We start from the raw sequence: 20,759 nt of genomic DNA, 5'->3' as shown, positions 1-20,759 counted from the left end.
GCACCAGCGTGTATCAAAGGTGCCGGGATCGGTCGAGTCAGCCGGGAGAACGTTTGATCCAAACGAGGTCGTACTCGATGACGTGACGGGAGCTACCACCGTCGAGCTTCAGCCCACAGGGGGCGATGACGTCGTTGATCAACTAAATGCGGCGGCGCGGAGTTTTACGTGGGGCTGGCTCACGTTGATTGTTGCAGTGGCTCTGGGCGCGGCGACTCTGCCCTGGGGAGTGATTGTGTGGGTCGCCGCCGTACCGCTGTGCTGGTGGGTCTTCCTGAGCGACGGAGCTCGCAAGAAGGTCATCATCTTCTATGAAGTCGACGACGCGTCCGCGTTGTGGTTCGCGAGGCTTGTTGAGCAATGGGCTTGGCTGTCAGACTCGCAAAAAATGTGGCGGACCGTGGCCGCGGGTGCGGTATCTACGCCGCATCAGCACAAGCGAAATGCCGGCGCCAGCGCGCTCGTGGAACGGATTGCGGCGGCGGCCACCGACACCGGTCCACCTCATTTGGTGACAAATGTCGCGGTACCGTCCTTGATCGCGGGAAAGATGAGCCTTCATTTTCTCCCCGATCGTGTCTTGCTGCGCGAAGGAAAGTCCTACACCGACATCAGCTATCGCTTTCTCGATGTGCACGGCGCCACGACGCGATTCATCGAAAATCCAGGCTCCGTGCCCCGAGACACAGAGCAGATCGGTGAGACATGGCAATACGTGAACAAAAACGGTGGGCCCGACCGTAGGTTTTCGAACAATCGTCGGCTACCGGTCGTCCAATACGGCGAGTTGACCATAACGAGCCGTCACGGTCTCAGCTGGGTGATACAAGTTTCCCGCGCCGACGCCGCCCGCGCTATAAGTGGCCCAGTGCGAAGCGTCCCTCTTTCCGAGGTAGCTTGAGCGGCATGGAGACACCAGCGTGACGGACGGTTCGCGATTCGATGAGCTTTTGACAGCCGAGCGCGCGCTCATGACTACCGCAGTGCGGCAAGACCCCACCAAGGTGTCGGCGTTGCTGCACTCCGACTTCGTGGAGATTGGCCGGTCTGGTCGAAAATGGAGTCGCGAGGCAATCATCGACGCGCTCGCATCCGAGCAAGACCGCGCGGATTCAGAGCCAGTTGAGTGGAATGGTGACGAGATCGCTCCAGGGCTTTTTCTCGCCACTTTCGTAGTTCGCAGCGCTTCGGCGCACAGTCGACATAGTTCACTCTGGGACGTCACGTCAGGCAAGCCGCTTTTGCGTTTCCATCAGGGCACACCAGTGAGCGAAAGCAAATCAAGCTAGCGTACGGCTCGTCTAGTTTTGGAGTACAACCCCGAACTCTCAGAGCAGATTAGCGAGCAGATCGCTTAGCGCAGCAGCCCGCTGCGGCCGCGGTCGATCTGATCGCGAATTTCTTCGTGCGCGGCGCAAAGTTCCGGATTTGTCGTACGGGATTCCGCAGGATGCCGGCGCAGCACCATCATGCCCACGATGAGAGCGATCACAGCCACCGTGCCGCCGGTGCCCACCATTGCGGCAACGAGTCCAGTCATTCGCAACTCCCCCGAGTTCGATTGTGAATTTTTAACGCTACTCGCCCGTTGCGAACAATCAAGGGGCATCACCGCAGCGCGCGGGCGTAGCGTCGCTGGGCGACCAATTGGGCGACGCGATTAGCCCACGCGATCGGGGTCAGAGACGACATGTGCACCGCGTGCTTTCGACCATCTAAGCACTCTGCGGGAGGCAGGTGACGTATTGGTGTGTGGGGTTCGATGCGGCTGCGGGGTCGACGTCAACCGGATCGCCGAAGGCGTCGGGCGGCAGATCGCGCGCAGCAGACATGGGTAATGCTTCTAGCAGTCGAGCAATGATCATGATGCCTCCTTTGAGTCAGCAACGTACCAGCGATGCTGACTCAGCGCGAGGCTGCTCGGCTGGCGCGACGACCAAGCAGAAAGCCCAGCAGCACGGCCAGACCCACGACTCCGATCACACACACCACGCCTCCCCACACCGCGCTACTCGACAGAAACACCGTGTCATCGCCGAAGAAGAATTGATTCGCCAGTGGCTGGTATGCGAACCAGCCGAATGACGCCGGGTTCTGCGCCTGAAGAAACTGCTGCTGGAGAAAAACGAGAGCTCCCGTGACAACCAGAATCGCCGATACCGCCGCGGCCGATATGAGCAGTTTTCGTTCCCTCGTCACGCAGTCAACGTAGCGCAGTTCTTCCCAAATGCCCGCCGCGTTTCGAGTTTCCACAATCGTATCTCTGTTCGAACACATGTCGGTGGCTACTGCTTAGATATTCGTATGCAAAGACCAACGGAATCCCTTGCTGCCACACTCGCAGCGCTGGCTCATGCCTGGGATTCGGGCGACGTAAACAGCATGACGGATGCCGGCCTGCTCAGTGTGAACGAGAAGCTCTCCGCCATGCGCCGCCAGCTCGATGGTCTTCATATGCGGGTTGCCGCCGAGATATCTTCGCGTTCGCGCCCCGAGCTCGGCAAAGAAGGACTTGCCAGAAAGACTGGGCACCGCTCGCCTGCCAAACTCATCGCGGCTGCAACCGGTGGTCACACGGGAGACGCGCATCGACTCATTCATGTGGGTGAAGCCAGTCGTGAGCGCACGCTTCTCTCTGGCCAGTCGGCGCCCGCACAGCGTCCCCACGTCGCAGCATCGGTTTCGCGGGGCTTGATCAGCGTGTGCGCCGCGGCAGCAATCGTTGCGATGCTGAACCGCATTGCGATGCGCGTCTCCGCCACATTGCGCGACGAAGCGGAGCGTGTAATCACCACGCAGGCGACCCGGCTCACGCTTGATGAGCTGAATGCCGTCCTGCGCCGAGCAGAAGCGCACCTAGACCCCGACGGGCTTGAGCCTGCGGTGACCGAACTTCATGGCGAGCGCTCGGTGAAGATCAGGCACGATGCCTCGGGGATGATCTTGATTGATGCGCGGCTCGATCCCGAGTCGGGCGCACCCGTTGTGGCAGCAATCGAGGGAATCGTAACGCAGCAATTGCGCACGAGCCGCGGGCACAACCAACGGGGAATGGCCGCGGAAGGTGCCCCCGCTCACGGCGCCTCGGAAGGTCAGGCCGAAAGCGGCGCGATTGCGGAAGAAACACGCTCGCTCGCCCAGCTGCGCGCCGATGCGCTCTCAGCCCTGTGCGCGCACGGACTCGGCTGCGATCGCAGCGAACTACCACTCGCAACGACGACGGTTGTGGTGCGCATAGCTGTTGAAGCACTTGAATCGGGCAGCGGAGTTGCCACAATCGACGGAATCGAACAGCCCATCGATGCCGCAACCGCCCGGCGGATGGCAGCGAACGGCGAGATCATTCCGTGCGTTCTCGGCACCGACAGCGAAGTGCTTGATTGGGGCCGCGCGAAGCGCAACTTCACCCGGTCACAGCGCCTCGCGCTCGTCGAACGTGACGGCGGCTGTGCCTTTTGCCACCTCCCGCCCCAGTTCACCGAGGCCCATCACCTCAAATGGTGGTCACGAGATGGCGGCACGACCAATCTCGACAACGGCATCCTGCTGTGCACTGCATGCCACCACCGCATGCACGACGAAGGGTGGAAGATACGAATCGAGCGGCCGCCCAAGGTCCACCCGACTGCCGGAACCGTGTGGTTCGTTCCACCGCCGCATATCGACCCGGGGAGAACTCCGCGCATCGGCGGCAGGCGCAGGTTTGACCCTCAGCTGTGGAAGCTCAGCGCCTGACTATCGGTTGCGTGTGTATCTGAGCGATGCGTGACGCGAGCCAAAACCGCCGCACGCGACTCACTCACCAAGACGACAGCAACGCCCGAGCCGCAAAGCACGAAGCCAGCGAGCGTCAGCAGAGTGAGCGGCTCGCCGAGCAGCACAGCCCCGGCGAGCGCTGTTGTCGGAGCGACGAGAAAGAGCAGCGCATTCAGTGCCGTCACGCCGATGCGTCGAAGTAACCACCAATACAGCCCGTACGCAGCAAGCGTTGGCGAAAGGGCTGCAACAGCTGTCGCGACCCAGAACGAAACGGATGCCGGCGGCACAAGAGTGCCCGTCGCCACTGCAATCGCGGTCAACGCCACCGCCGTCACCGTCACGTGCACCGTCAAGGTCACAAGCACAGGCGGCTGATTTTGCGTACGCCGCTCAACGAACGTGCCAGCGATCAGGCACACCATCGCAAGCGCTGGCAAGAGGTACGCGATAGGTGCGGCATCCGATCCACCAACCTGCGACTGCACGACCAACACCACACCTACCGCGCCAACCCCGAGTCCGATCCACTGCGCGCCGCGCACCCGCAAACCCAACAAGGGCCCAACTAGGGTGGCGACAACCAGCGGCTGAACAGCATCAATGAGCGCCGTGGTGCCCGTCGTGATGCCGACAGCGATCGACCCGTACACACATGCGCAGTAACCGAATTGCGCGAAAAACCCGATGATGACCTGGCTTCGCAGGTCGCCACGGCTCACACCCCGAAAGGCACCGGTCGCCACCGTCAAGACAAGCAAGACCACAGCGAGCGGCACGAACCGCCACACCAGTAGCGTCGTCGGCGCGACGTCGACAGTGCCGATCGCCGCAACAAGAAAACCCGAGCTCCACGTGAGCACGAAAGCCGCGGATGCCGTCACCGTCAGCAATCCCGAAAGTATACCGATCTGTTTACTCATGCTTGCGACTATACAGGTTGGTATACTCGAGTCATGACGACGCCTGTGCCGGTTCTTGAGCCACTCACCCCAGGAGCTCGACGCTTGCTGGATGCAGCATCCGTCCTCTTCTACGAACGAGGCATTCACGCCGTCGGAGTCGACGTGGTCGCCGAGGCCGCCGGCGTCACCAAGAAGACGCTCTACGACAGATTCGGCTCGAAAGAGGCACTCGTCGTCTCGTACCTGCAGCATCGCGACGAACGGTGGCGGGCTCATGTCGCAACCCATCTCGCACGTGTTCCAGAACCCGGGATCGAGCGCATCCTCGTGATTTTCGACGCCGCCATCTCATGGTCTGACAACAACAGCCCCAAAGGATGCAGCGCCATCAATGCGCGCGCTGAAATCGGTGACGGCCATGACGGGCACCCTGTCTTCCCCGAGGTATCGCGTCAGAAAACTTGGTTGCTCGAGCAGTTCGCAACTCTCTGCAGCGAGGCACGCATCCCCTCACCCGACACCATGGCGCGTCAGCTCATGCTTCTGTACGAGGGCGCAATCGTCACCGTCGGCATGGAAACTTTCACGCACCCCTTCGAACTCGCCCGTGACGTCTCCCGAGCGCTGCTCGCGACCGCCGCGAAGGCCTGACGCGCAGGCGCTGAAACGATTTCAGTGGCAAGATCGAACTCAGGAACTGATTTTGCGCGGGTCGATCAATGAAGGCGAGAACACGTGGCTGTTCGGAGAACGACGCTCGCCGATGTGGCACAGCGTGCCGGACTCTCTATCGCCGCCGCATCGATGATTCTCAATGGTCGGCTCGATACTCGACTTTCAAAAGAAGCCCACGAGCGCGTGCTCGCTGCAGCAGACGAACTCGGATATCGACCAAATGTCGCCGCGCGCGGGCTACGCACGGCCAAAACGCACACCATCGGATTCGTCTCCGACCTCGTATCGACAACCCGTTTTGCGAGCGGGCTGATCAACGGCGCACTGTCGGCAGCAGAGGCTGCTGGCCACGTCGTTCTCGTCGCCGAAACCGGCGGTGAGCACCAGCGCGAAACCAAAGCTATCGAAGCGCTGCTCGACCGGCAGGTCGACGGCATCATCTTCGCCACAATGCGCGCCCGCGATATCCACGTACCAGAACTGCCCTCCGGCACGACGGCAGTCATGCTCAACTCGACCAGCGTCCGCGTGCCGACGGCGATCCTGCCGGATGAATTCGCCGGCGGTCGGGCAGCCGTCACTCTCCTCGCCGATGCCGGGCATCGAGATGGCATCGCACTCATCGGTCAAAACGACGAGACCGAAAAAGACCTCTTCCGCTCGAAGGCCGTAGCACGCCGAGTCGCCGGCATCCGAACCACCATGGCCGAGCGGGGGCTGTCCTTCGCCGCTGAGCTATCCCGGTGGGACTGGGAGCCCGAGTACGGCTACGAAGCGACAGTCGAACTCTTGGCGCAGCAGCCGAATGTGAAAGCGCTGCTCTGCATGAACGACCGACTCGCGTTCGGCGCATACCAAGCGCTGCAAGAGCACGGCAAACGGATTCCCGAAGACGTATCGATCGTCTCGTTCGACAACGACGAACTCGCCACCCACCTGCGCCCCGGGCTCACGACCATCGCGCTGCCCCATGAAGCCATGGGGCGCCGCGCTGTAGAAGCGCTACTCGCCGGCGAAGAGACCCACACCGAGACCCTCGTACCCATGCCGGTCATCGAACGAGGCTCGATCAGCTCACCGCGCTAGTACCTGCACTGCGTCGAGCAAGATCCGCCAGCGCGGGTCGCCCCCAACGCCAATAGTCCGCATCCTGCTGCACACAAAGCCAACACCCATGCCGGTCTCCGGGTCGGCGAGGCCTAGACGCGCGCCATGGCCAGTATGACCGAAGCTCCGGGGCGTGATGCCCGGCATTGTGGTCGTCGGCAGTTGGTACCCGAACCCGAACGCGAGATCGGGACCGGCCGTGCCGTTCTCAACGAGTCGCGGCAGGCCGCGCGTGCGATCTCGCGTCATCTCGGCGACGGTATCCGCGTCAAGCAAGCGGATGCCGTCAACCTCACTGACGGTGGCCGCGTACATGCGTGCGAGCGAACGAGCATCGGTCACGGCTCCGACCGACGGCATACTCGCGCCGTAGTACTCGGCAAACTCCTGCGGATCGCCTTCGTCTGGCTCAAACGGCGCTGCCTCCGCGAATGCCGCCTGCCGTGCGCGCGCGTAGTCAGTCTCGGCGGCCGGCTGCGGGGAATCGTCGTCGACGCTGTGCCCGCGCACCACACGCGAAAACACCTCTGACGGAGCTCCTAGCCACATGCTGAGCCCGAGCGGATCCGCGATCTCGGCTGCCAGCACCTCAGAAATCCGACGCCCGGTCGCGCGACGACAAATCTCGTCGAGCACAGCGCCCCCGGTCGCGGGGTGATAGCCGAGCGCCGTACCCGGCACCCACAGCGGTTCTTGGCGCGCCAGCGTCTCGAGCAATCGCGCGCCGGTGAAGTAGTCGACGCCACGCAACCCGGAACCGAGCGCCGGAAAGGGGATACCTGCGAGGTGTGCCGCGACCATCTCGATCGTGGTGTCCTGCTTGCCATTCACGGCGTATTCCGGCCACAGATCAGCGATTCGTGCCGCCGGGTCGATCGCGCCACGGGCAATCAGAATGCCGAATACTGTCGCCGTGATGCCCTTACTGCACGAGGCAACTCGCAAGAGCGCGTCATCGGGAAAAGCACGGTTCGCGAGGTCATCCCACCCACCCCACAGATCTGCGACGACCCTGCCATCTTCGTAGAGTGCAAAAGCTGAGCCGGCGCCGTCATCAAAGGCAATGACCCGAGAAAGAGCATCCGCTAACGCGCCGAAGCCTTCTGCAACATAGCCCTCGACCCGAAAGCGTGCGTCTCGGCCCGAGCTCACAACGCCGTCCGCAGTGCGTCGATCATGCGGGTGGCACGATCGTCGCCCGCCTCCATCGCGCTGGTCACGAACGCAAAGCCGATGCCGTGATCCGGGTCGGCAAATGCCGCTTGTCCGCCGGCCCCATCGTGGCCAAACGACCGCGGCGTCAGGTAGCGCCGGGCTTCGGAATCGAGCTGAAACCCCATGCCCCAGCGGGGGTATGGTCCGGGAGCCGCAAACACCGGCTCGCCTTCGCTTCGCGGCGCCAGGGCTTCATCCAAGGTCGCATCGTTCAAGAGCCGGTGCCCCTCGGTTTCAACAACGGTTGCCGACCAGATCGACGCGAGCGCGTGAGCTGTCGCGATTCCGCCGGCGCCGGGAATCTCTGCGCGCCGCACAACTGGGTCGTTGAAGCCCTCCCCGGGCCCGACAAGTGCCCCCGGTAGTGCACCACCGAGCGTCATGCCGCGTGCTGGCCAGGGGTTCGAACCGTCATCGAGAGCAGCCAGCATCCCGCTCGTGTGCTCAGCGAGAGTTGGGCCCACGAGTGAATCCGCGACTCGGTGCGCCTGTGCATCCGGGAGCCCGATCCAGGCATCCGCGCTGAGCGGGCGAGCGACCCGGTCGGCGAACTGCTCACCAACCGACGCACCACCGATGCGACGAACGATCTCACCACCCAGCCACCCGAAGGTGATGGGGTGGTAGTTGTACGCACTGCCCGGTTCCCAGAGCGGTCGTTGCGCCGCGAGAGCGGATACCGTTCGCTCCCAGTCGCAGATGTCCGCTTGTGTCCAGTCTTCGTGCGGCGCGGATAGTCCCGCGCGGTGCGAGAGGAGATCGGACACACGTGTGCGTGCTTTTCCTTCTGCCCCGTACTCCGGCCAATACTCGGTTACGAGTTCGTTGTAGTCGAGACGACCCGCCTGCACGAGTTGCGCTGCGAGAATCGCGAGCAAGCCCTTCGTGCACGAAAACACGACGGCCGATGTGTCTTCGCGCCATGGGATCGTTCTTGCGGCATCCGCCCACCCGCTCGTAGCGTCGACGACCGTCTGCCCACCGACGCGGATCGACAGTGCGGCACCACCGGGATAATCGGCCACCGCGTCCTGGAAAACATCGATGACAGCGCCGAATCCGTGCTCAGCGTGCTCAATCTGACTCATTTCGTACCCGCCTCAACATAACTTTCGCCCACAGTCGGCCATCCGTCGGGCGTCGACGACAGCGGGATGGGATCACTCAACGCCCCTGCGAAATCACCGTCGGCTCCGCTGTTGCGAAACGCCATGAGCGCGAGGCCGCCTTCTCGCGGCCGCACCAATCTGCCGGCGTAAAGCCGCTCGTCAGCGAGGAGGCGGGCCTCCCCCACCGCATATTCTGCGCGTGCGTCATCCCACACCGCCGCCCAGATTCCGCCCTGCTGGCCGCTGCGTTCACCGAAAAGATGCGTCGAGTCGCAAGAGAACAACACGTACTGCTGACCGCCCCATTCGAACGGCTGTAACACCTCGAGGTGTCCGAAGCCGGAGCCAGCCGCGCTCAATGGCGCCTGCGCCTGCCAGGTGACGAGATCGTCGGATTCGGCGAGGCCGACGACGCCAGCATCGCGCGGATCGGTGCCACCCGACACCCGGTTTGCCCGCGCAGTGATGAGCATTCGCCACCCCGAACCAGCACGGTAGATCCAGGGGTCACGCCACGCCTCTTCATGCCACGTGCCATCATCGAGCGTCTCGTACCAACGACCATCAGCACTCAGCACCGTCGATGCGTCTTTCACCCACGTGTGCAGATCGAGCGACGATGCGGCCGTAATGGTCTCGATGTTGCGATGAACGACGGGGTCAAGAAACCGCGATCCGGTGTAAAACATGCGCCACGTGATGCCGTCTTTCACAACCGACCCGGTCCACGTCGATGTCTCATCTATAGATTCCGGCGCACCGTGCTGCAACACGATGCCGCGATCATCCCAGACTCGTAAATCCGCGCTGACAGCGTGTCCGATCGACGTGTGTCGATGACGAAGGTGCGGATCGCCGAGCGAGCGGGGAGCGTTCAAATAGAACAAATGAAACTGCTCACCGTCGTCTGCGATCCAGAAGTCCCAGACCCATCGGTCGGGCGTCGTAAACGTCATTGATACTCCCAAAAAGCGCCCGCAGCGCGGGCTGAAGAAAATGGATGCCGCTTAGCCCAAAGCGCGACGAAGTGCCCGAACGAGCTCGGTACCGCGTTCATCGTCGGCGATCTCGAACAGGTTGGTCACATAGCCGAAGCCGACCTCGGCGTCCCGGTCAGCGAACGCGACCTGCCCGCCCGCGCCGTCGTGACCGAACGAGCTCGGAGACAAGAACTCTCGTCGCTGGGAATCCAACATGAAGCCAGTTCCCCACTTGGGATACGGACCAGGAATCCACCACACCGGCTCGCCTTCGCTCTGCACAGCTGTCATGTCATCGACGACCGCCGCGTCGAGTGGCGACGTTCTCTCGGTCGAAACCACCGTCGAAGACCACAGTGCCGCCAGTGCGGAGGCTGTCGCGATACCCCCCGCACCCGGAACTTCGGCTCTATGAACGGCGGGATCATCGAATCCTTCACCCGGCAGCACGAGCGCTGCTGGAAAAGCATCGCCGAGTGTCATGGCCCGCCCCATCCAGCTCGCCTGCTCTGGGTCGAGCGCGGGACCAGGAGCAGGGTTCAGCAGAGTGTCGCCAGCGAGCAGACGAGCGACCCGCGGTTCGACAGATTCCGGCAGTCCGATCCATGCGTCCGCGTGAAGCGGAACAGTGAGTGTCTCGCGAAGATACTGACCTACCGAGATTCCGGTTACGCGTCGGATGACTTCGCCCACGAGCCATCCGAAGGTCAACGCGTGATAACCGTATGTCGAGCCTGGTTCCCAGAGCGGCTCCTGGGCGGCAAGGACTGTGACCATGCGATTCCAGTCCAGCGCCGTTTCGCGATCAATGTCGATGCGGGGTGCCGCGAGCCCGGCGCGATGGGCCGCGAGCTGCCGTACAGTGATTCGCTCCTTGCCCGCTGCCGCGAACTCAGGCCAATACCGCGCGACCGGCGCATCGAGGTCGACTTTCCCTTCCTGCACGATCCGCGCGAGCAGCATTGCCACGAGACCCTTCGTGCACGAGAAGATCGCGGTGGGGGTGTTCGCCTGCCACGGCTTCGCACCGTCACTATCGACACTTCCCTGCCAGATATCGACGACGAGTTCGCCACCGACCCGGATGGAGAGCGCCGAACCACCGCGCTCGCGAGCGGTAGTTGCAAACACATCGGCAACCCGCTCGAATCCGGGCGCAACGACGCCATGCACGCTTGAAGTTTCCACGCTCACCCCTTTACCGCCGAACTTGCGACGCTGCTCACGAACCATCGCTGGAAGATCAGGAAGATCACCAGAACCGGGAGAACGAAGATCACGCCGAACGCTAGAACACTCCCCCACTCGGGAGGCTGCGCAGTCTGGAATACGCTCAGCTCCAGCGGCAGTGGGCGCACCGACGTGTCGGTGACCATCAGCACCGGCCACAGGTACGAACCCCACTGCGCAAGGAACGACAAGATCGCGACAGTTGCGAAGGCGGGCCGACTGATCGGCACGACGATCTGGAAGAAGGTGCGAAGTGGGCCTGCGCCATCGATGCGTGCAGCCTCTTCGACCTCGACCGGAATATCGAGGAAGAACGTATAGAAGAGGAAAATGAAGAACGCGTTGGCGATGAAGGGCAACGCCTGCACGTACACAGTGTTGCGACTGTCAGCGAGAAGGTAATAGAGCGGCAGGGCGACGGCTTCGAAGGGGATGATCGTCAAGATCGTGACGCCGACGAGCACTGCGCCGCGGCCTTTCCACCTCATTCGCGCCAGCGCATATCCGGCGAGCGAGTTGACGAGCACCCCACCCACCACGACGACCACAGTAACCACGACAGACACGGCGATGAACTGCCAGAGGTATCCGGTCGTCGAGTTCGAGAAGCGCGAGAACACCGCAGCGTAGTTGTCGAATGAAAGCTCAGTCGGTAAGAATCCACTGAGCCCGGCCAGAACCTTGTCGCTCGGGCGAAAGCTTCCCACGATCAAGTAATAGATCGGCGCGAGAAAGATGATTCCGAAGACCGAGAGGAGCACGTACTGCAGTGCCTTCGATATTCGGCGCGAGGCGCGAGCTGATGACTTCCTCATTTCACTCCCCCTTCCTGGCGAACGAGTCGACGCTGCACGATGGCGACGATCGCAACGATGATGAAGAACACGACCGCCATCGCGGCGCCCTGCCCAACATTGTTCTGGTCGTAGCCGGTCGTAATCACCTGGTACATCACGGTTTGAGTTGCCTCGATATTCAGCGAAGAGCTCTTGTCGAGCAGGTACACCTGGTCGAATAGGCGGAACGAAAAGATCATGGTCAGCAGCGCGACGAAGATGAGCGTGTTGCGGATGCCAGGAACCGTGACGTGCACGAACTGACTCCACCCATTGGCCCGATCGAGGGATGCCGCTTCGTACAGGTCCTTCGGCACGCCCTGCAGCGCACCGAGGAGGATGATCATCTGGAAGGCAACGCTCTGCCACACCGACATGACGATGATCGCCCCGAGGGCGGTGTTTGCATCGCCGAGCCAATCGTGTGGCTGAATCAGACCTCCGCTAATGGCTCCGAGGAATCCATTCAGCAGGCCGTACTCGTCGCGGGCGAAGATGAGTCGCCAGATCACGGCAACCAGCGCGAGGGGAAAGACGAGCGGCATAAAGAAGACGGTGCGAAAAAAGGTCATTCCGCGCAGCTTGCGATTGATCAAGATAGCGAGCCCCAGTGCCAACACCGTTTGAAGCGGCACGACGACGAGGGCGAATGTGAAGTTGTTGCCGAGGGACCTCAAGAATGTCGCGCTGATGTCGGGGTCAGCAAAGAGACGAATGTACTGCTCAAAACCAACGAACCGCGGTGCGCGAGGACTCCCCAGCTGAATTCGAAAGAACGACATCACAATCGCGCCGATGAATGGCACGACGAGGAAGGCGAACAACAGAATCAACGCCGGGGATGCCATGAGAGGACCGGCATAGTTGCGACGTTTGAGGTTTTTTACCGGCTGCGTGGTGTCCTGTTTCGGAGGACGCGCTGGGCGTAGAAAAGTCATGAGGATTCCTTGGGCAGGTGGTGCGGGCGGAAGCAGTATGACCTGCTTGCGCCCGCACCACTGTGCGACTCAGTCTTCGTAGTTGCCGTTGTCCGCGAAATCGCGGTCGATCGCGCGAGCCGCTGACTGCAGCGACTCTGCGGCATCCGCTCCGCCCCAGATCGCGGCGAGCGCCTTGCCGAACTCGGCGGTTACGACCGGGTAGCCGGGCGTAACAGGGCGCGAAACTGCGACGCAGTCCACGGCAAGCATGTCTTCGGTCGGGCATGCTGCGTCGAGCTGCTCGGTCAGGAACGCGAGGGGCTTGCCTTCACCGTAGAGCGATGACGCCTCGAGAGCCGTCTTCGTCGCAGGCGGCGCACCGTTCGCGGCGGTGTATTCCTCGACGACAGCATCGCTCATGAGGTAGTCGAGGAGGTTGCCAGCGCCGGTTGCGTTCTTGGTGGCACCACCCATGCTCCACGCGATTGTTCCGGAACCGGTCTTGGCGCCGTCGCCGAAGTCGGGGAGCGGGCCCACGACGAGGTCATCGCCGAGTGCCTCAACATAGGCGGGGTACAGCCAGTTGCCCATCCAGTTAAGTGCCACGCGACCCGACTGGAAAGCGTTGCCATCGGTGTCGGGATCGGTGTATTCGCGCCATGAAGCGAATGTTGTCAACGAGTCGACCGCCGCCTGCGAATCAAGTGCACCGGCAGCTTTGCCGTCTTCGAGAATCGGCGAACCTGCCGACCATACGACGGGCGCGAAAGCGTAGATACCGTATTCGCTCGTGAAGCCGTTGGCCTCACCGATTCCGAGCGGCTTGCCATCATCGTCCACGGCAGCGAGCTTTGCCAGCACATCGCTGAATTCTTCTGCCGTCCACGCGTCCTCCGTAGAGGTCGGCATCGTGACACCGGCAGCATCGAGGAGGGACTTGTTTCCCCACATTGCAAGCCCGGAGTTCATCATTCCTACGGCGTACAGGTCTCCGTCGACTGTGTTCTGCCCCTGAATAGCCGTTGTCTGGTTGTCGATAGTCTCTTGCGATACCCAGTCGTCGATCGGCGCAATGCGTCCGTTGTACGCAAAGCTCGCGATGACGGGGCCGTCGACCTCAACAACGTCGGGAAGCTCGTCGTCGCTCGCGGTAAGAAGCGCCGTCGTGAACTGGTCTGCCGGGATGAACTGCATGTCGATGGTGTTGTCGGGGTTTTCCGACTCGAAGTCATCCATGATCTTCTGGATTGCTTCGTTTTCAGCGGACTGCCCGTCGAGAGCCCAGACGGTGATCGTGCCGGTACCGTCGCCCGCTTCGACGCGAGACGATGGATCCGAGTCGCCGCCCGCACAACCCGCGGCCACGAGGGCGACTGCCGCCGTCAGACCAATGGCCGGAAGCACGCGTCGCGTGATCCGACTCGAACCAGACGTAAAGATTGTCATGCGTGGGACTCCTTTGTCTCAGTGCCAACGCAACGCGTCACCGCGCCGCGGTCAGCTGCTGTGCTGATGCGATATGCAAGTGCTAAATCCTTTTAGCACGAGATTCACTATCCATCATGATCTCGCTGACGTCAAGCGAATCTGGCGCCGGCGAGCTATGTTTAGATAACGATCAGGCAACCCGAAGCGTATCGAGGGCAAGAAATTGCGCGGTGAATTCCGCACGCATCCGCGCTTTTTCATCCTCGGAACAGAACGCGGCGTCGATGCCATTGATGGCAATTTGCTTGGCGGCATCCATGTCCACGCCCAGCAGCGTGAGCCCCTCGCGGTACTCACGCCCGAGATCAGTGCGGAAGAACAGCGCATCGTCGGTCGACAGTGTCACTTTTAGCCCGGCATCGATCATGGCGCGAATACGGTGCGACGGGTCGAGCACCCACCCTGAGCAAATCGTGGTCGAAACCGGCGTTGCGGTGAAGGCTATGCCGCGCGTCAACGCCAACCGAACGAGCGAAGGATCATCCATGATTCGATACCCATGATCGAGCCGGTCACACTCCAGGACTTCGATCGCCTCACGCACGGCATCCGGTGTCGCGTTGTCGGTCTCGCCGACGTGAGCCGTCAGCTTGAGCCCGTGTTCACGCGCGAGTCGGTAGGCAGCAACGAACCGCGTCGGGTCTTCGGTTCCCTCCGGCGTCAAATCATCCTGACCAATGCCGACGACCTCGGGCGCACCGTGCGCAACGACCTGACGCACAAGCTCAACCGCAGACTCAGGACTTTCTTGACGGTTAATCGCGACGACGACACGAAACCCGACCCCGTAGTCGCGCTCGGCTTGGCGAAGACCAGCGATCAGCGGGTCAATCACGTCGGCGTAAGAGAGTCCTCGAGCCGCGAAGTACTGCGGATTGATGAAGTACTCGCGGTAGCGCAAGTTTCCCGCAGCAACAGCATGGCGAACACCCTCTCGCGCCACGCGAGCGAAGTCGTCCGGCTCGCGCAGCACATCGTGAGCTGCGCGAAAAGCCACCAGAAAGTCGGCAAGGTCATCAAATGCGAACAATTCGTCCGCGTTGTCGGCCCACAATTCGACGCCGTATTTCGCCGCGAGCTCAATGAACAACGGTGCAGTCAGGGTCGACGCGAAGTGACAGTGCAGCTCAGTTTTAGGCAGTAACTGCAGATAGTCGGAGCCGCTGATCACTCCTGGCCACCGTCGGGCCGGAATGCGAATCCTTGCTTCACGATCAGCAACCGAAATGCGCCACCATCGGCTGACCACCATCGGTGTGAAACACCGCCGCAATAGTACGCGGTATCGCCCGGCTCTAGCCGCTGCAGCTGACCGTCGAGATCGATCATCACTGCACCTTCGAGGACGTATGCGAACTCATCTTCGGCATGCACGAAGTGGTCGGCGGGCGCTGTCGCGTCGGAGAAGACCTCCATCGGGTGAAACGGACGATTCGAGTGTGCCAGCATACGGGCAGTACCGGCCGCAAATCCTTCCGGTACTGATTCACCATGCTGATGGTTCACTTCGATCTGGGGTGCGCCCGCCGCGGGAGCATCGGCGGCAGCAATCAGCTCGATCGGGCTCGTCTCAAGCGCCAGCGCGATGCGCCGCAACGAGCCGAGGCTTGGTTGCGCAAGTCCGCGTTCCAGCTGGCTCAAAAACGGATGCGACAGCTCGGTTTCGCCGGCCAGCTGAACAAGCGTCAGGCCACGAGCCTTTCGAAGCTGACGCATGTACGCACCGAGACGCCGACTCGAAGCCTCATCGCTCTGCGCATCGGCCTCGACGCTTGCGACGACTTCGCTCACGCAACATCCCCCACAATGCCGAAGCCTGCCGCGTATTCTGCGATGCGATCGAGGTATTCAGCACGGCGACGCGGCGTCAACCACGATGCCTCGAAAGAGTTCTGGGCCAGCAGGACGAGGTCTGCAAGCGACAGGTCCGCCTGTTCCGCGAGAGCGACGTAGTTCGCTGATACATATGCTCCGAAGTATGCGGGGTCATCGGAGTTGATCGTGACTCTCACGCCTTCGCGCATCAGGGCGACAATCTCATCGGACTTCATCTGCTCGGTGACGAACGAGTTAGACACCGGACAGCATGTAAGCCCGAGCCCTCGCTCTTTCACGAGTGCGACGAGTTCCGGGTTCTCCACAATGTTCGTGCCATGGTCGATGCGATCAACCTGGATCTCGGTGAGCACCTGACGGATGTGATCAATCGAGCCGGGCTGATCGATGTCGCAGTGCATCGTCAGGAAGAACCCCTCAGCCTTCGCTCGCGCAAACACGGCAGCAAACTTTTCGGGAGGGTTTCCGCGCTCGTCGGAGTCGAGACCTACGCCCACGATCCACGATCGGTAAGGCAGCGCCTCCATGAGAGTTGCCATCGCGTACTCAGCCGAGAAATCACGCAAGAAGCACAGGATCAACTCTGCCGAGACACCGAGTTCGCTCTGCGCGCGCACGGCAGCTCTTCGATAGCCCGAGATCACCGCCTCAAACGGCACCCCACGACTCGTGTGCGCCTGAGGATCGAAGAACATCTCGGCGTGCACGACTCCATCAGCGTGCGCACGCTGCAAATAGGCCCATGCCAAATCGTGGAAGTCGTCTGCCGTCTGAAGCACATTCATCGCTGGGTAATAGATAGCGAGAAAGCTGGTGAGGTCGGTGAAATCGTAAGTCGCCTTCACCTCTTCCACCGAGGTCTGGTCCAGCGGGATGCCGTTTCGCGCAGCGAGTGCGAACTTCAGCTCGGGCTCGAGGGTGCCCTCGAGGTGAAGATGCAGTTCAGCTTTGGGGAGACCTGTCGCGAAAGCGACGAGATCGGTTGTGGTGCTCACCGTGTGACCTAAATGCCTTTCTGAGGTGTCATACCCATGCGCGCCAGGACCACGTCTTCAACGATCTGGATGACGTTGTAGAGAATCAGCGAGGCCGCCGTGACGACAACAACCGATGCCCACAGCGCGTTGAACTGTGCCTGCGGCACGTAGCCTGCGATCGAGCCACCGATCCCACCGCCCACCGCCAGCCACTCGGCGAGGAGCGCGCCTGTGATGGCGCCCGGCACGGAGATACGGACTGCCGCGAAAAATGCCGGAAGCGATGAAGGCATTGCGATGGTGTTGAGCTTTTTCCACGCGCCGCCCCCATAGACCTCCACGAGGTCATTCATCTGTGGCGAGGCCGACTTCAGGCCGAACGAGATGTTGACGAGCGCCGGGAAGAGTACGACGATTCCACCGATGACGGCGACTGTCCAAAAGTCGCGCCCGAAGATCAGGATGATCACCGGAGCCATTGCGACGAGGGGAACCGACCGCAACAACATCGCGACCGGCATCAGCGCGCTTTCAGCACCCTTGCTCAGCTGAAAGAGCCCGGCACCCAAAATCGCGACGATGAGGCCCGCGACGAATCCGATAACGGCGTCGCCGAGAGTGACCCAGAGATTGCCGAAGATTATCTCGCGGTTGGCTTCCGCCGCCGGAACCGTCACGAGGAAGTTCCAGATGTCGACGGGACCCTTAGCGATCAGCGGCGAGATCTGAAAAACCCAAAGGACTCCGACCCACAGCGCGAGCACCGCGATGATCGTTCCGAAGAACGTCGCAAGGCCCCATCCGAGCGCTTTCATTGCGCCCGTCGTTGCCTGCTTGCGCACAACAGCGTTGAGTTCAGCCGACTGCGGGGTGCCGTTCGGAGTCACGCCGGATGGCATGCTCGTCGTCATTGTGCTCATGAGGCGGTTCCCTTCGACCACGGTGCCACCAGTCGTGCGATCAGCCCGACCAGCCCGAATCCCAAGAGTGCGACAGCACCCGAGGCGAGCGCCAACGCCCAGACAAGAGGCGCGTCAGAGTTTTGCTGGGCAAGAATCATCGCAAGTCCAACGCCCGCCTCCACCTTGCCGAAGAACTCCCCGAGCACGGCTCCGAGGAACGCTGCCGGAACGGCGATCTGCAGCGCGTTCAGGATGGCGGGAAGAGCGGCAATGAGCCGAACTTTGATGAGCTGCGTGAATTTCGACCCGCCGTACACGGTGATGAGGTCGAGGCTCGTCTTATCTGCGGACTTCAACCCGAGGAGCGCCCCGACAACCGTCGTAAAGAACACCGAAAGCGCCGCGAGAAATACGGCTGTTCCGCTCGGCTCGCCAACGGGGGGTGCACCGAAAAGCACGACGGCGATGAATCCGATGGCGACAATCGGAACACAGTATGTGAGGATCGCGAGCTGCATCGCGACGCCTTCGAGGCGTGGCACGATGAGCACGACGGCCGAGAGCAGCAGCGCCAAACCGTTGCCCCAAACGTAGCCGATGCCCGCCTCTTCGAGCGTCACGGAAAAGTTCCGCCAGTAGAAATCCCAGCCGGAATCGAAGTAGCTGAGGATGACTTCCGGGGGACTCGGAATGGGGTGGGTTCCGTTGGGGCTAACCCATATGGCGGAGATGATCCACCACAGCGCGACCAGGCCCACTCCACCGATGGTGCCGGAGAGCCACGCGGGAATTTTCACGTCTTCCCACTGGATCGCGCGACCCCGTGCGGGTGCGTCAGTGGTCATCGGCCGCTGCGCCTCCCTCGCCGAAGAGCAAGTCTGATGCCTGATCGACGTAGGAGTGGAATTCGGGCGTCCGCATCATTTCTGGAAGACGCGGCCGCGGTAGATCGATCGTCATGACTTCCTTGACGCGTCCAGGGCGCGGGCTCATGACAGCGACCTGATCTGACAGGAAGATCGCCTCCGAGATGCCGTGGGTGACCATGAGGGTCGTCGCGGGCTTCTCTGTCCAGATACGCAGGAGCTCGAGGTTGAGCTTCTGGCGCGTCATATCGTCAAGAGCGCCAAAGGGCTCGTCGAATAGCAGAACCTCGGGACGCATGATGAGCGACCGAGCGATCGATACGCGCTGACGCATACCGCCCGACAGCTGCGCGGGCTTTGCTTTCTCGAAGCCTTTCAAACCCACCAACGAGATCATCTCGTCGACGTAGGCCTTGTCGACAGACTTTCCTGCGATCTCAAAGGGAAGACGAATGTTCGTCAACACGCTGCGCCAGGGCAGTAGCGCCGAGTCTTGGAAAGCGATGCCGAGCTTGTTCTCTTTGCGCATCTCCTTCGGGCTCTTGCCATCGACGCGCGTCGTTCCGCTGGTCGGTTGCTCGAGTCCGGCGAGGATGCGAAGAATCGTTGACTTGCCGCATCCCGACGGCCCCAGCAGCGACAGGAACGTTCCCTGGTCGGTGTGGAGGTTTGTGTCCTGCAGAGCTACCACCGACTTGCGGCCGCTCGTGAAGACTTTGTTGAGGTCAGTAATCTGAAGGCCGGTGCCCAGGGTCGCGCCCTGGACACCAGCCTCAGCGACGGGTTGCGTCACGTCAGAACTCCAAATCAGCCCGCGTAGGCGATCAGGTCGGGGTTCTCTTCGTAAACCTCTTTGAGTAGCGAGAGGTCGAAGAGATCGGATGCTTCGAGGTCGATACCAGCGCCGGCGAGGCTCTCGATCGTGGCGGCCTGAAGGTCGTCGCTGATCGTGAAGAGGCCGTTTTCGGCGGTTTCGTCGGAGACGACGAGCTCAACCTGCTCGGTAGCGCCCGCGATGGAGTTCTCCGGGTTCAGGTCGAGGTCTGCGCCGTACTCTTCGTAGGCAAGGCGTGCACCCTCTTCGGGGTCGTTGACAGCGTCGGTCCAACCCTTGATTTCAGCGATCAAGAATGCCTTGACCGTTTCGGGGTTGTTCGCGATCATGTCGTCGGTTGTGACGAATGTCTCGGCAACGAACGGGAGTCCGTTGTCTGCGAACGGCAGGTTGACGGTGTCATAACCTTCGCTTGCAACGATGATCGACTCGTTCGTGAGGTAGGAGATGAATCCGTCTACTTCACCGTTGGTCAGCGGGGCCGGGTCGTACTGAACGGGGACGATCTCTACGTCATCCGTCGTGAGACCGTTGGCCGCGAGGAAAGCGGTGAACAGCGCCGTGTTGGCGTCCTGCACACCAATCTTCTTGCCCTTGAGGTCATCGACCGTCGCGATGTTGCCACCGTCAGCGAGCGAAAGAACCGTGAACGGGTTCTTCTGGTAGGTCGTACCGATGATCTTCAACGGTGCACCCTCAGATGCGACGACCGAGCCGATGGAGACCGCGTCGCTCGTTGCGAAGTCGGCACTGCCCGAGATGAGCTCAGCAGCACCCGTTGTCGGGCCGGGGATCAGGGTGACCGAGTCGAAACCGGCGTCGGTGTAGTAGCCCTTGCTGTCGGCGAAGAACTCGCCGGCAAACTCTTCGTTCTTGATCCAGCTCAGCTGAACGTTGATGTCTTTCTTGATTGCTGCATCGCCACCGCTAGATGCCGAAGCGTCAGCGTCAGACGAGCCGCCCGAGCACGCGCTCAGAGCGAGGGCAGAGATCGCAACCGCTGCAAGCGATGCGGCGACGCGTGAACGCCGTGAGGAAAAGATTGTCATTTTGCTATGTCTCCAGATGCCGGTATTGCACTCGGGTTAAGGAACTGCACATGAGCGGGTACTCGGTCGTGCA

At 61.6% G+C, this 20,759-nt stretch carries 23 protein-coding genes; 5 read left to right on the top strand and 18 right to left on the bottom strand.

The window, feature by feature from the left end; translation table 11 throughout:
* Positions 1-19: 19 nt before the first annotated feature.
* On the top strand, positions 20-901 hold the full coding sequence (locus G6N83_RS07250; RefSeq protein ID WP_241246124.1) for a hypothetical protein: 882 nt from the start codon (positions 20-22) through the stop codon (positions 899-901).
* Between the two features lie 19 nt (positions 902-920).
* Entirely contained in the window at positions 921-1,289 is a 369-nt protein-coding gene (locus G6N83_RS07245) for a nuclear transport factor 2 family protein (RefSeq protein WP_165140728.1), read from the top strand.
* A 65-nt stretch (positions 1,290-1,354) separates the two neighbouring features.
* Here G6N83_RS07245 and G6N83_RS07240 read toward each other — a convergent pair whose 3' ends face one another.
* From G6N83_RS07240 to G6N83_RS07230, 3 genes are all read right to left on the bottom strand, one after another.
* Entirely contained in the window at positions 1,355-1,540 is a 186-nt protein-coding gene (locus G6N83_RS07240) for a hypothetical protein (protein ID WP_165140726.1), read from the bottom strand.
* A 175-nt stretch (positions 1,541-1,715) separates the two neighbouring features.
* Entirely contained in the window at positions 1,716-1,865 is a 150-nt protein-coding gene (locus tag G6N83_RS07235) for a hypothetical protein (protein ID WP_165140724.1), read from the bottom strand.
* Between the two features lie 40 nt (positions 1,866-1,905).
* Positions 1,906-2,253, bottom strand: coding sequence for a hypothetical protein (locus tag G6N83_RS07230; RefSeq protein WP_165140722.1), 348 nt, complete (start codon positions 2,251-2,253; stop codon positions 1,906-1,908).
* 51 nt (positions 2,254-2,304) lie between these two features.
* On the opposite strand from G6N83_RS07230, the gene G6N83_RS07225 reads away from it, so the two are divergent.
* Positions 2,305-3,735 carry an HNH endonuclease gene (locus G6N83_RS07225; RefSeq protein WP_165140720.1) on the top strand — a complete coding sequence of 477 codons (1,431 nt, stop codon included), beginning with the start codon at positions 2,305-2,307 and terminating at the stop codon, positions 3,733-3,735.
* On the opposite strand, the gene G6N83_RS07220 is transcribed toward G6N83_RS07225, so the two are convergent.
* A complete protein-coding gene (locus G6N83_RS07220; protein WP_241246123.1) occupies positions 3,711-4,679 on the bottom strand; it encodes a DMT family transporter in 969 nt (322 codons plus the stop codon). The two genes, G6N83_RS07225 and G6N83_RS07220, sit on opposite strands and share 25 nt — an antisense overlap.
* A 33-nt stretch (positions 4,680-4,712) precedes the next feature.
* On the opposite strand from G6N83_RS07220, the gene G6N83_RS07215 reads away from it, so the two are divergent.
* Both G6N83_RS07215 and G6N83_RS07210 read left to right on the top strand, forming a co-directional pair.
* Entirely contained in the window at positions 4,713-5,312 is a 600-nt protein-coding gene (locus G6N83_RS07215; protein ID WP_165140718.1) for a TetR/AcrR family transcriptional regulator, read from the top strand.
* Positions 5,313-5,396: 84 nt separating this feature from the next.
* Positions 5,397-6,422 (top strand): LacI family DNA-binding transcriptional regulator, encoded by a 1,026-nt coding sequence (locus G6N83_RS07210; protein ID WP_165140715.1) that lies wholly within the window; start codon positions 5,397-5,399, stop codon positions 6,420-6,422.
* On the opposite strand, the gene G6N83_RS07205 is transcribed toward G6N83_RS07210, so the two are convergent.
* From G6N83_RS07205 to G6N83_RS07140, 14 genes are all read right to left on the bottom strand, one after another.
* Positions 6,411-7,595, bottom strand: coding sequence for a serine hydrolase domain-containing protein (locus tag G6N83_RS07205; protein ID WP_165140713.1), 1,185 nt, complete (start codon positions 7,593-7,595; stop codon positions 6,411-6,413). The two genes, G6N83_RS07210 and G6N83_RS07205, sit on opposite strands and share 12 nt — an antisense overlap.
* The gene (locus G6N83_RS07200; RefSeq protein WP_165140711.1) at positions 7,592-8,746 is read right to left on the bottom strand and encodes a serine hydrolase domain-containing protein; all 1,155 of its coding nucleotides are present in this window, start codon (positions 8,744-8,746) and stop codon (positions 7,592-7,594) included. Before G6N83_RS07200 ends, G6N83_RS07205 begins: the two co-directional genes overlap by 4 nt.
* Complete coding sequence (locus tag G6N83_RS07195) at positions 8,743-9,723, bottom strand: glycoside hydrolase family protein (RefSeq protein ID WP_165140709.1); 981 nt, start codon at positions 9,721-9,723, stop codon at positions 8,743-8,745. The genes G6N83_RS07200 and G6N83_RS07195 overlap by 4 nt, the downstream gene beginning before the upstream one ends.
* A 51-nt stretch (positions 9,724-9,774) precedes the next feature.
* The gene (locus tag G6N83_RS07190; RefSeq protein WP_241246122.1) at positions 9,775-10,935 is read right to left on the bottom strand and encodes a serine hydrolase domain-containing protein; all 1,161 of its coding nucleotides are present in this window, start codon (positions 10,933-10,935) and stop codon (positions 9,775-9,777) included.
* 2 nt (positions 10,936-10,937) lie between these two features.
* Positions 10,938-11,792, bottom strand: a complete 855-nt coding sequence (locus tag G6N83_RS07185; RefSeq protein WP_165140705.1) for a carbohydrate ABC transporter permease — start codon at positions 11,790-11,792, stop codon at positions 10,938-10,940.
* The gene (locus G6N83_RS07180; RefSeq protein ID WP_241246121.1) at positions 11,789-12,751 is read right to left on the bottom strand and encodes a carbohydrate ABC transporter permease; all 963 of its coding nucleotides are present in this window, start codon (positions 12,749-12,751) and stop codon (positions 11,789-11,791) included. Before G6N83_RS07180 ends, G6N83_RS07185 begins: the two co-directional genes overlap by 4 nt.
* 69 nt (positions 12,752-12,820) lie before the next feature.
* Positions 12,821-14,179 carry an ABC transporter substrate-binding protein gene (locus tag G6N83_RS07175; protein ID WP_165140703.1) on the bottom strand — a complete coding sequence of 453 codons (1,359 nt, stop codon included), beginning with the start codon at positions 14,177-14,179 and terminating at the stop codon, positions 12,821-12,823.
* A gap of 172 nt (positions 14,180-14,351) precedes the next feature.
* Positions 14,352-15,392, bottom strand: coding sequence for an adenosine deaminase (gene add / locus G6N83_RS07170; RefSeq protein WP_165140701.1), 1,041 nt, complete (start codon positions 15,390-15,392; stop codon positions 14,352-14,354).
* On the bottom strand, positions 15,389-16,012 hold the full coding sequence (locus tag G6N83_RS07165) for a helix-turn-helix domain-containing protein (RefSeq protein WP_241246120.1): 624 nt from the start codon (positions 16,010-16,012) through the stop codon (positions 15,389-15,391). Before G6N83_RS07165 ends, add (G6N83_RS07170) begins: the two co-directional genes overlap by 4 nt.
* Positions 16,009-17,052 (bottom strand): adenosine deaminase, encoded by a 1,044-nt coding sequence (add, locus tag G6N83_RS07160; RefSeq protein ID WP_165140699.1) that lies wholly within the window; start codon positions 17,050-17,052, stop codon positions 16,009-16,011. The genes G6N83_RS07165 and add (G6N83_RS07160) overlap by 4 nt, the downstream gene beginning before the upstream one ends.
* An 8-nt stretch (positions 17,053-17,060) precedes the next feature.
* Positions 17,061-17,954 (bottom strand): ABC transporter permease, encoded by an 894-nt coding sequence (locus G6N83_RS07155; RefSeq protein WP_241246119.1) that lies wholly within the window; start codon positions 17,952-17,954, stop codon positions 17,061-17,063.
* Positions 17,951-18,781, bottom strand: a complete 831-nt coding sequence (locus G6N83_RS07150; RefSeq protein WP_165140697.1) for an ABC transporter permease — start codon at positions 18,779-18,781, stop codon at positions 17,951-17,953. Before G6N83_RS07150 ends, G6N83_RS07155 begins: the two co-directional genes overlap by 4 nt.
* Positions 18,771-19,595 (bottom strand): ABC transporter ATP-binding protein, encoded by an 825-nt coding sequence (locus G6N83_RS07145; protein WP_165140695.1) that lies wholly within the window; start codon positions 19,593-19,595, stop codon positions 18,771-18,773. Before G6N83_RS07145 ends, G6N83_RS07150 begins: the two co-directional genes overlap by 11 nt.
* A 14-nt stretch (positions 19,596-19,609) precedes the next feature.
* Positions 19,610-20,686: an ABC transporter substrate-binding protein gene (locus G6N83_RS07140; RefSeq protein ID WP_165140692.1), complete on the bottom strand. Its 1,077-nt coding sequence runs from the start codon at positions 20,684-20,686 to the stop codon at positions 19,610-19,612.
* Positions 20,687-20,759: the final 73 nt, after the last annotated feature.

The sequence above is a fragment of the Microbacterium endophyticum genome, assembly GCF_011047135.1.
GTDB classification, from domain to species: Bacteria; Actinomycetota; Actinomycetes; order Actinomycetales; family Microbacteriaceae; genus Microbacterium; species Microbacterium endophyticum.
This window is presented reverse-complemented; position numbering and strand designations above follow the sequence as displayed.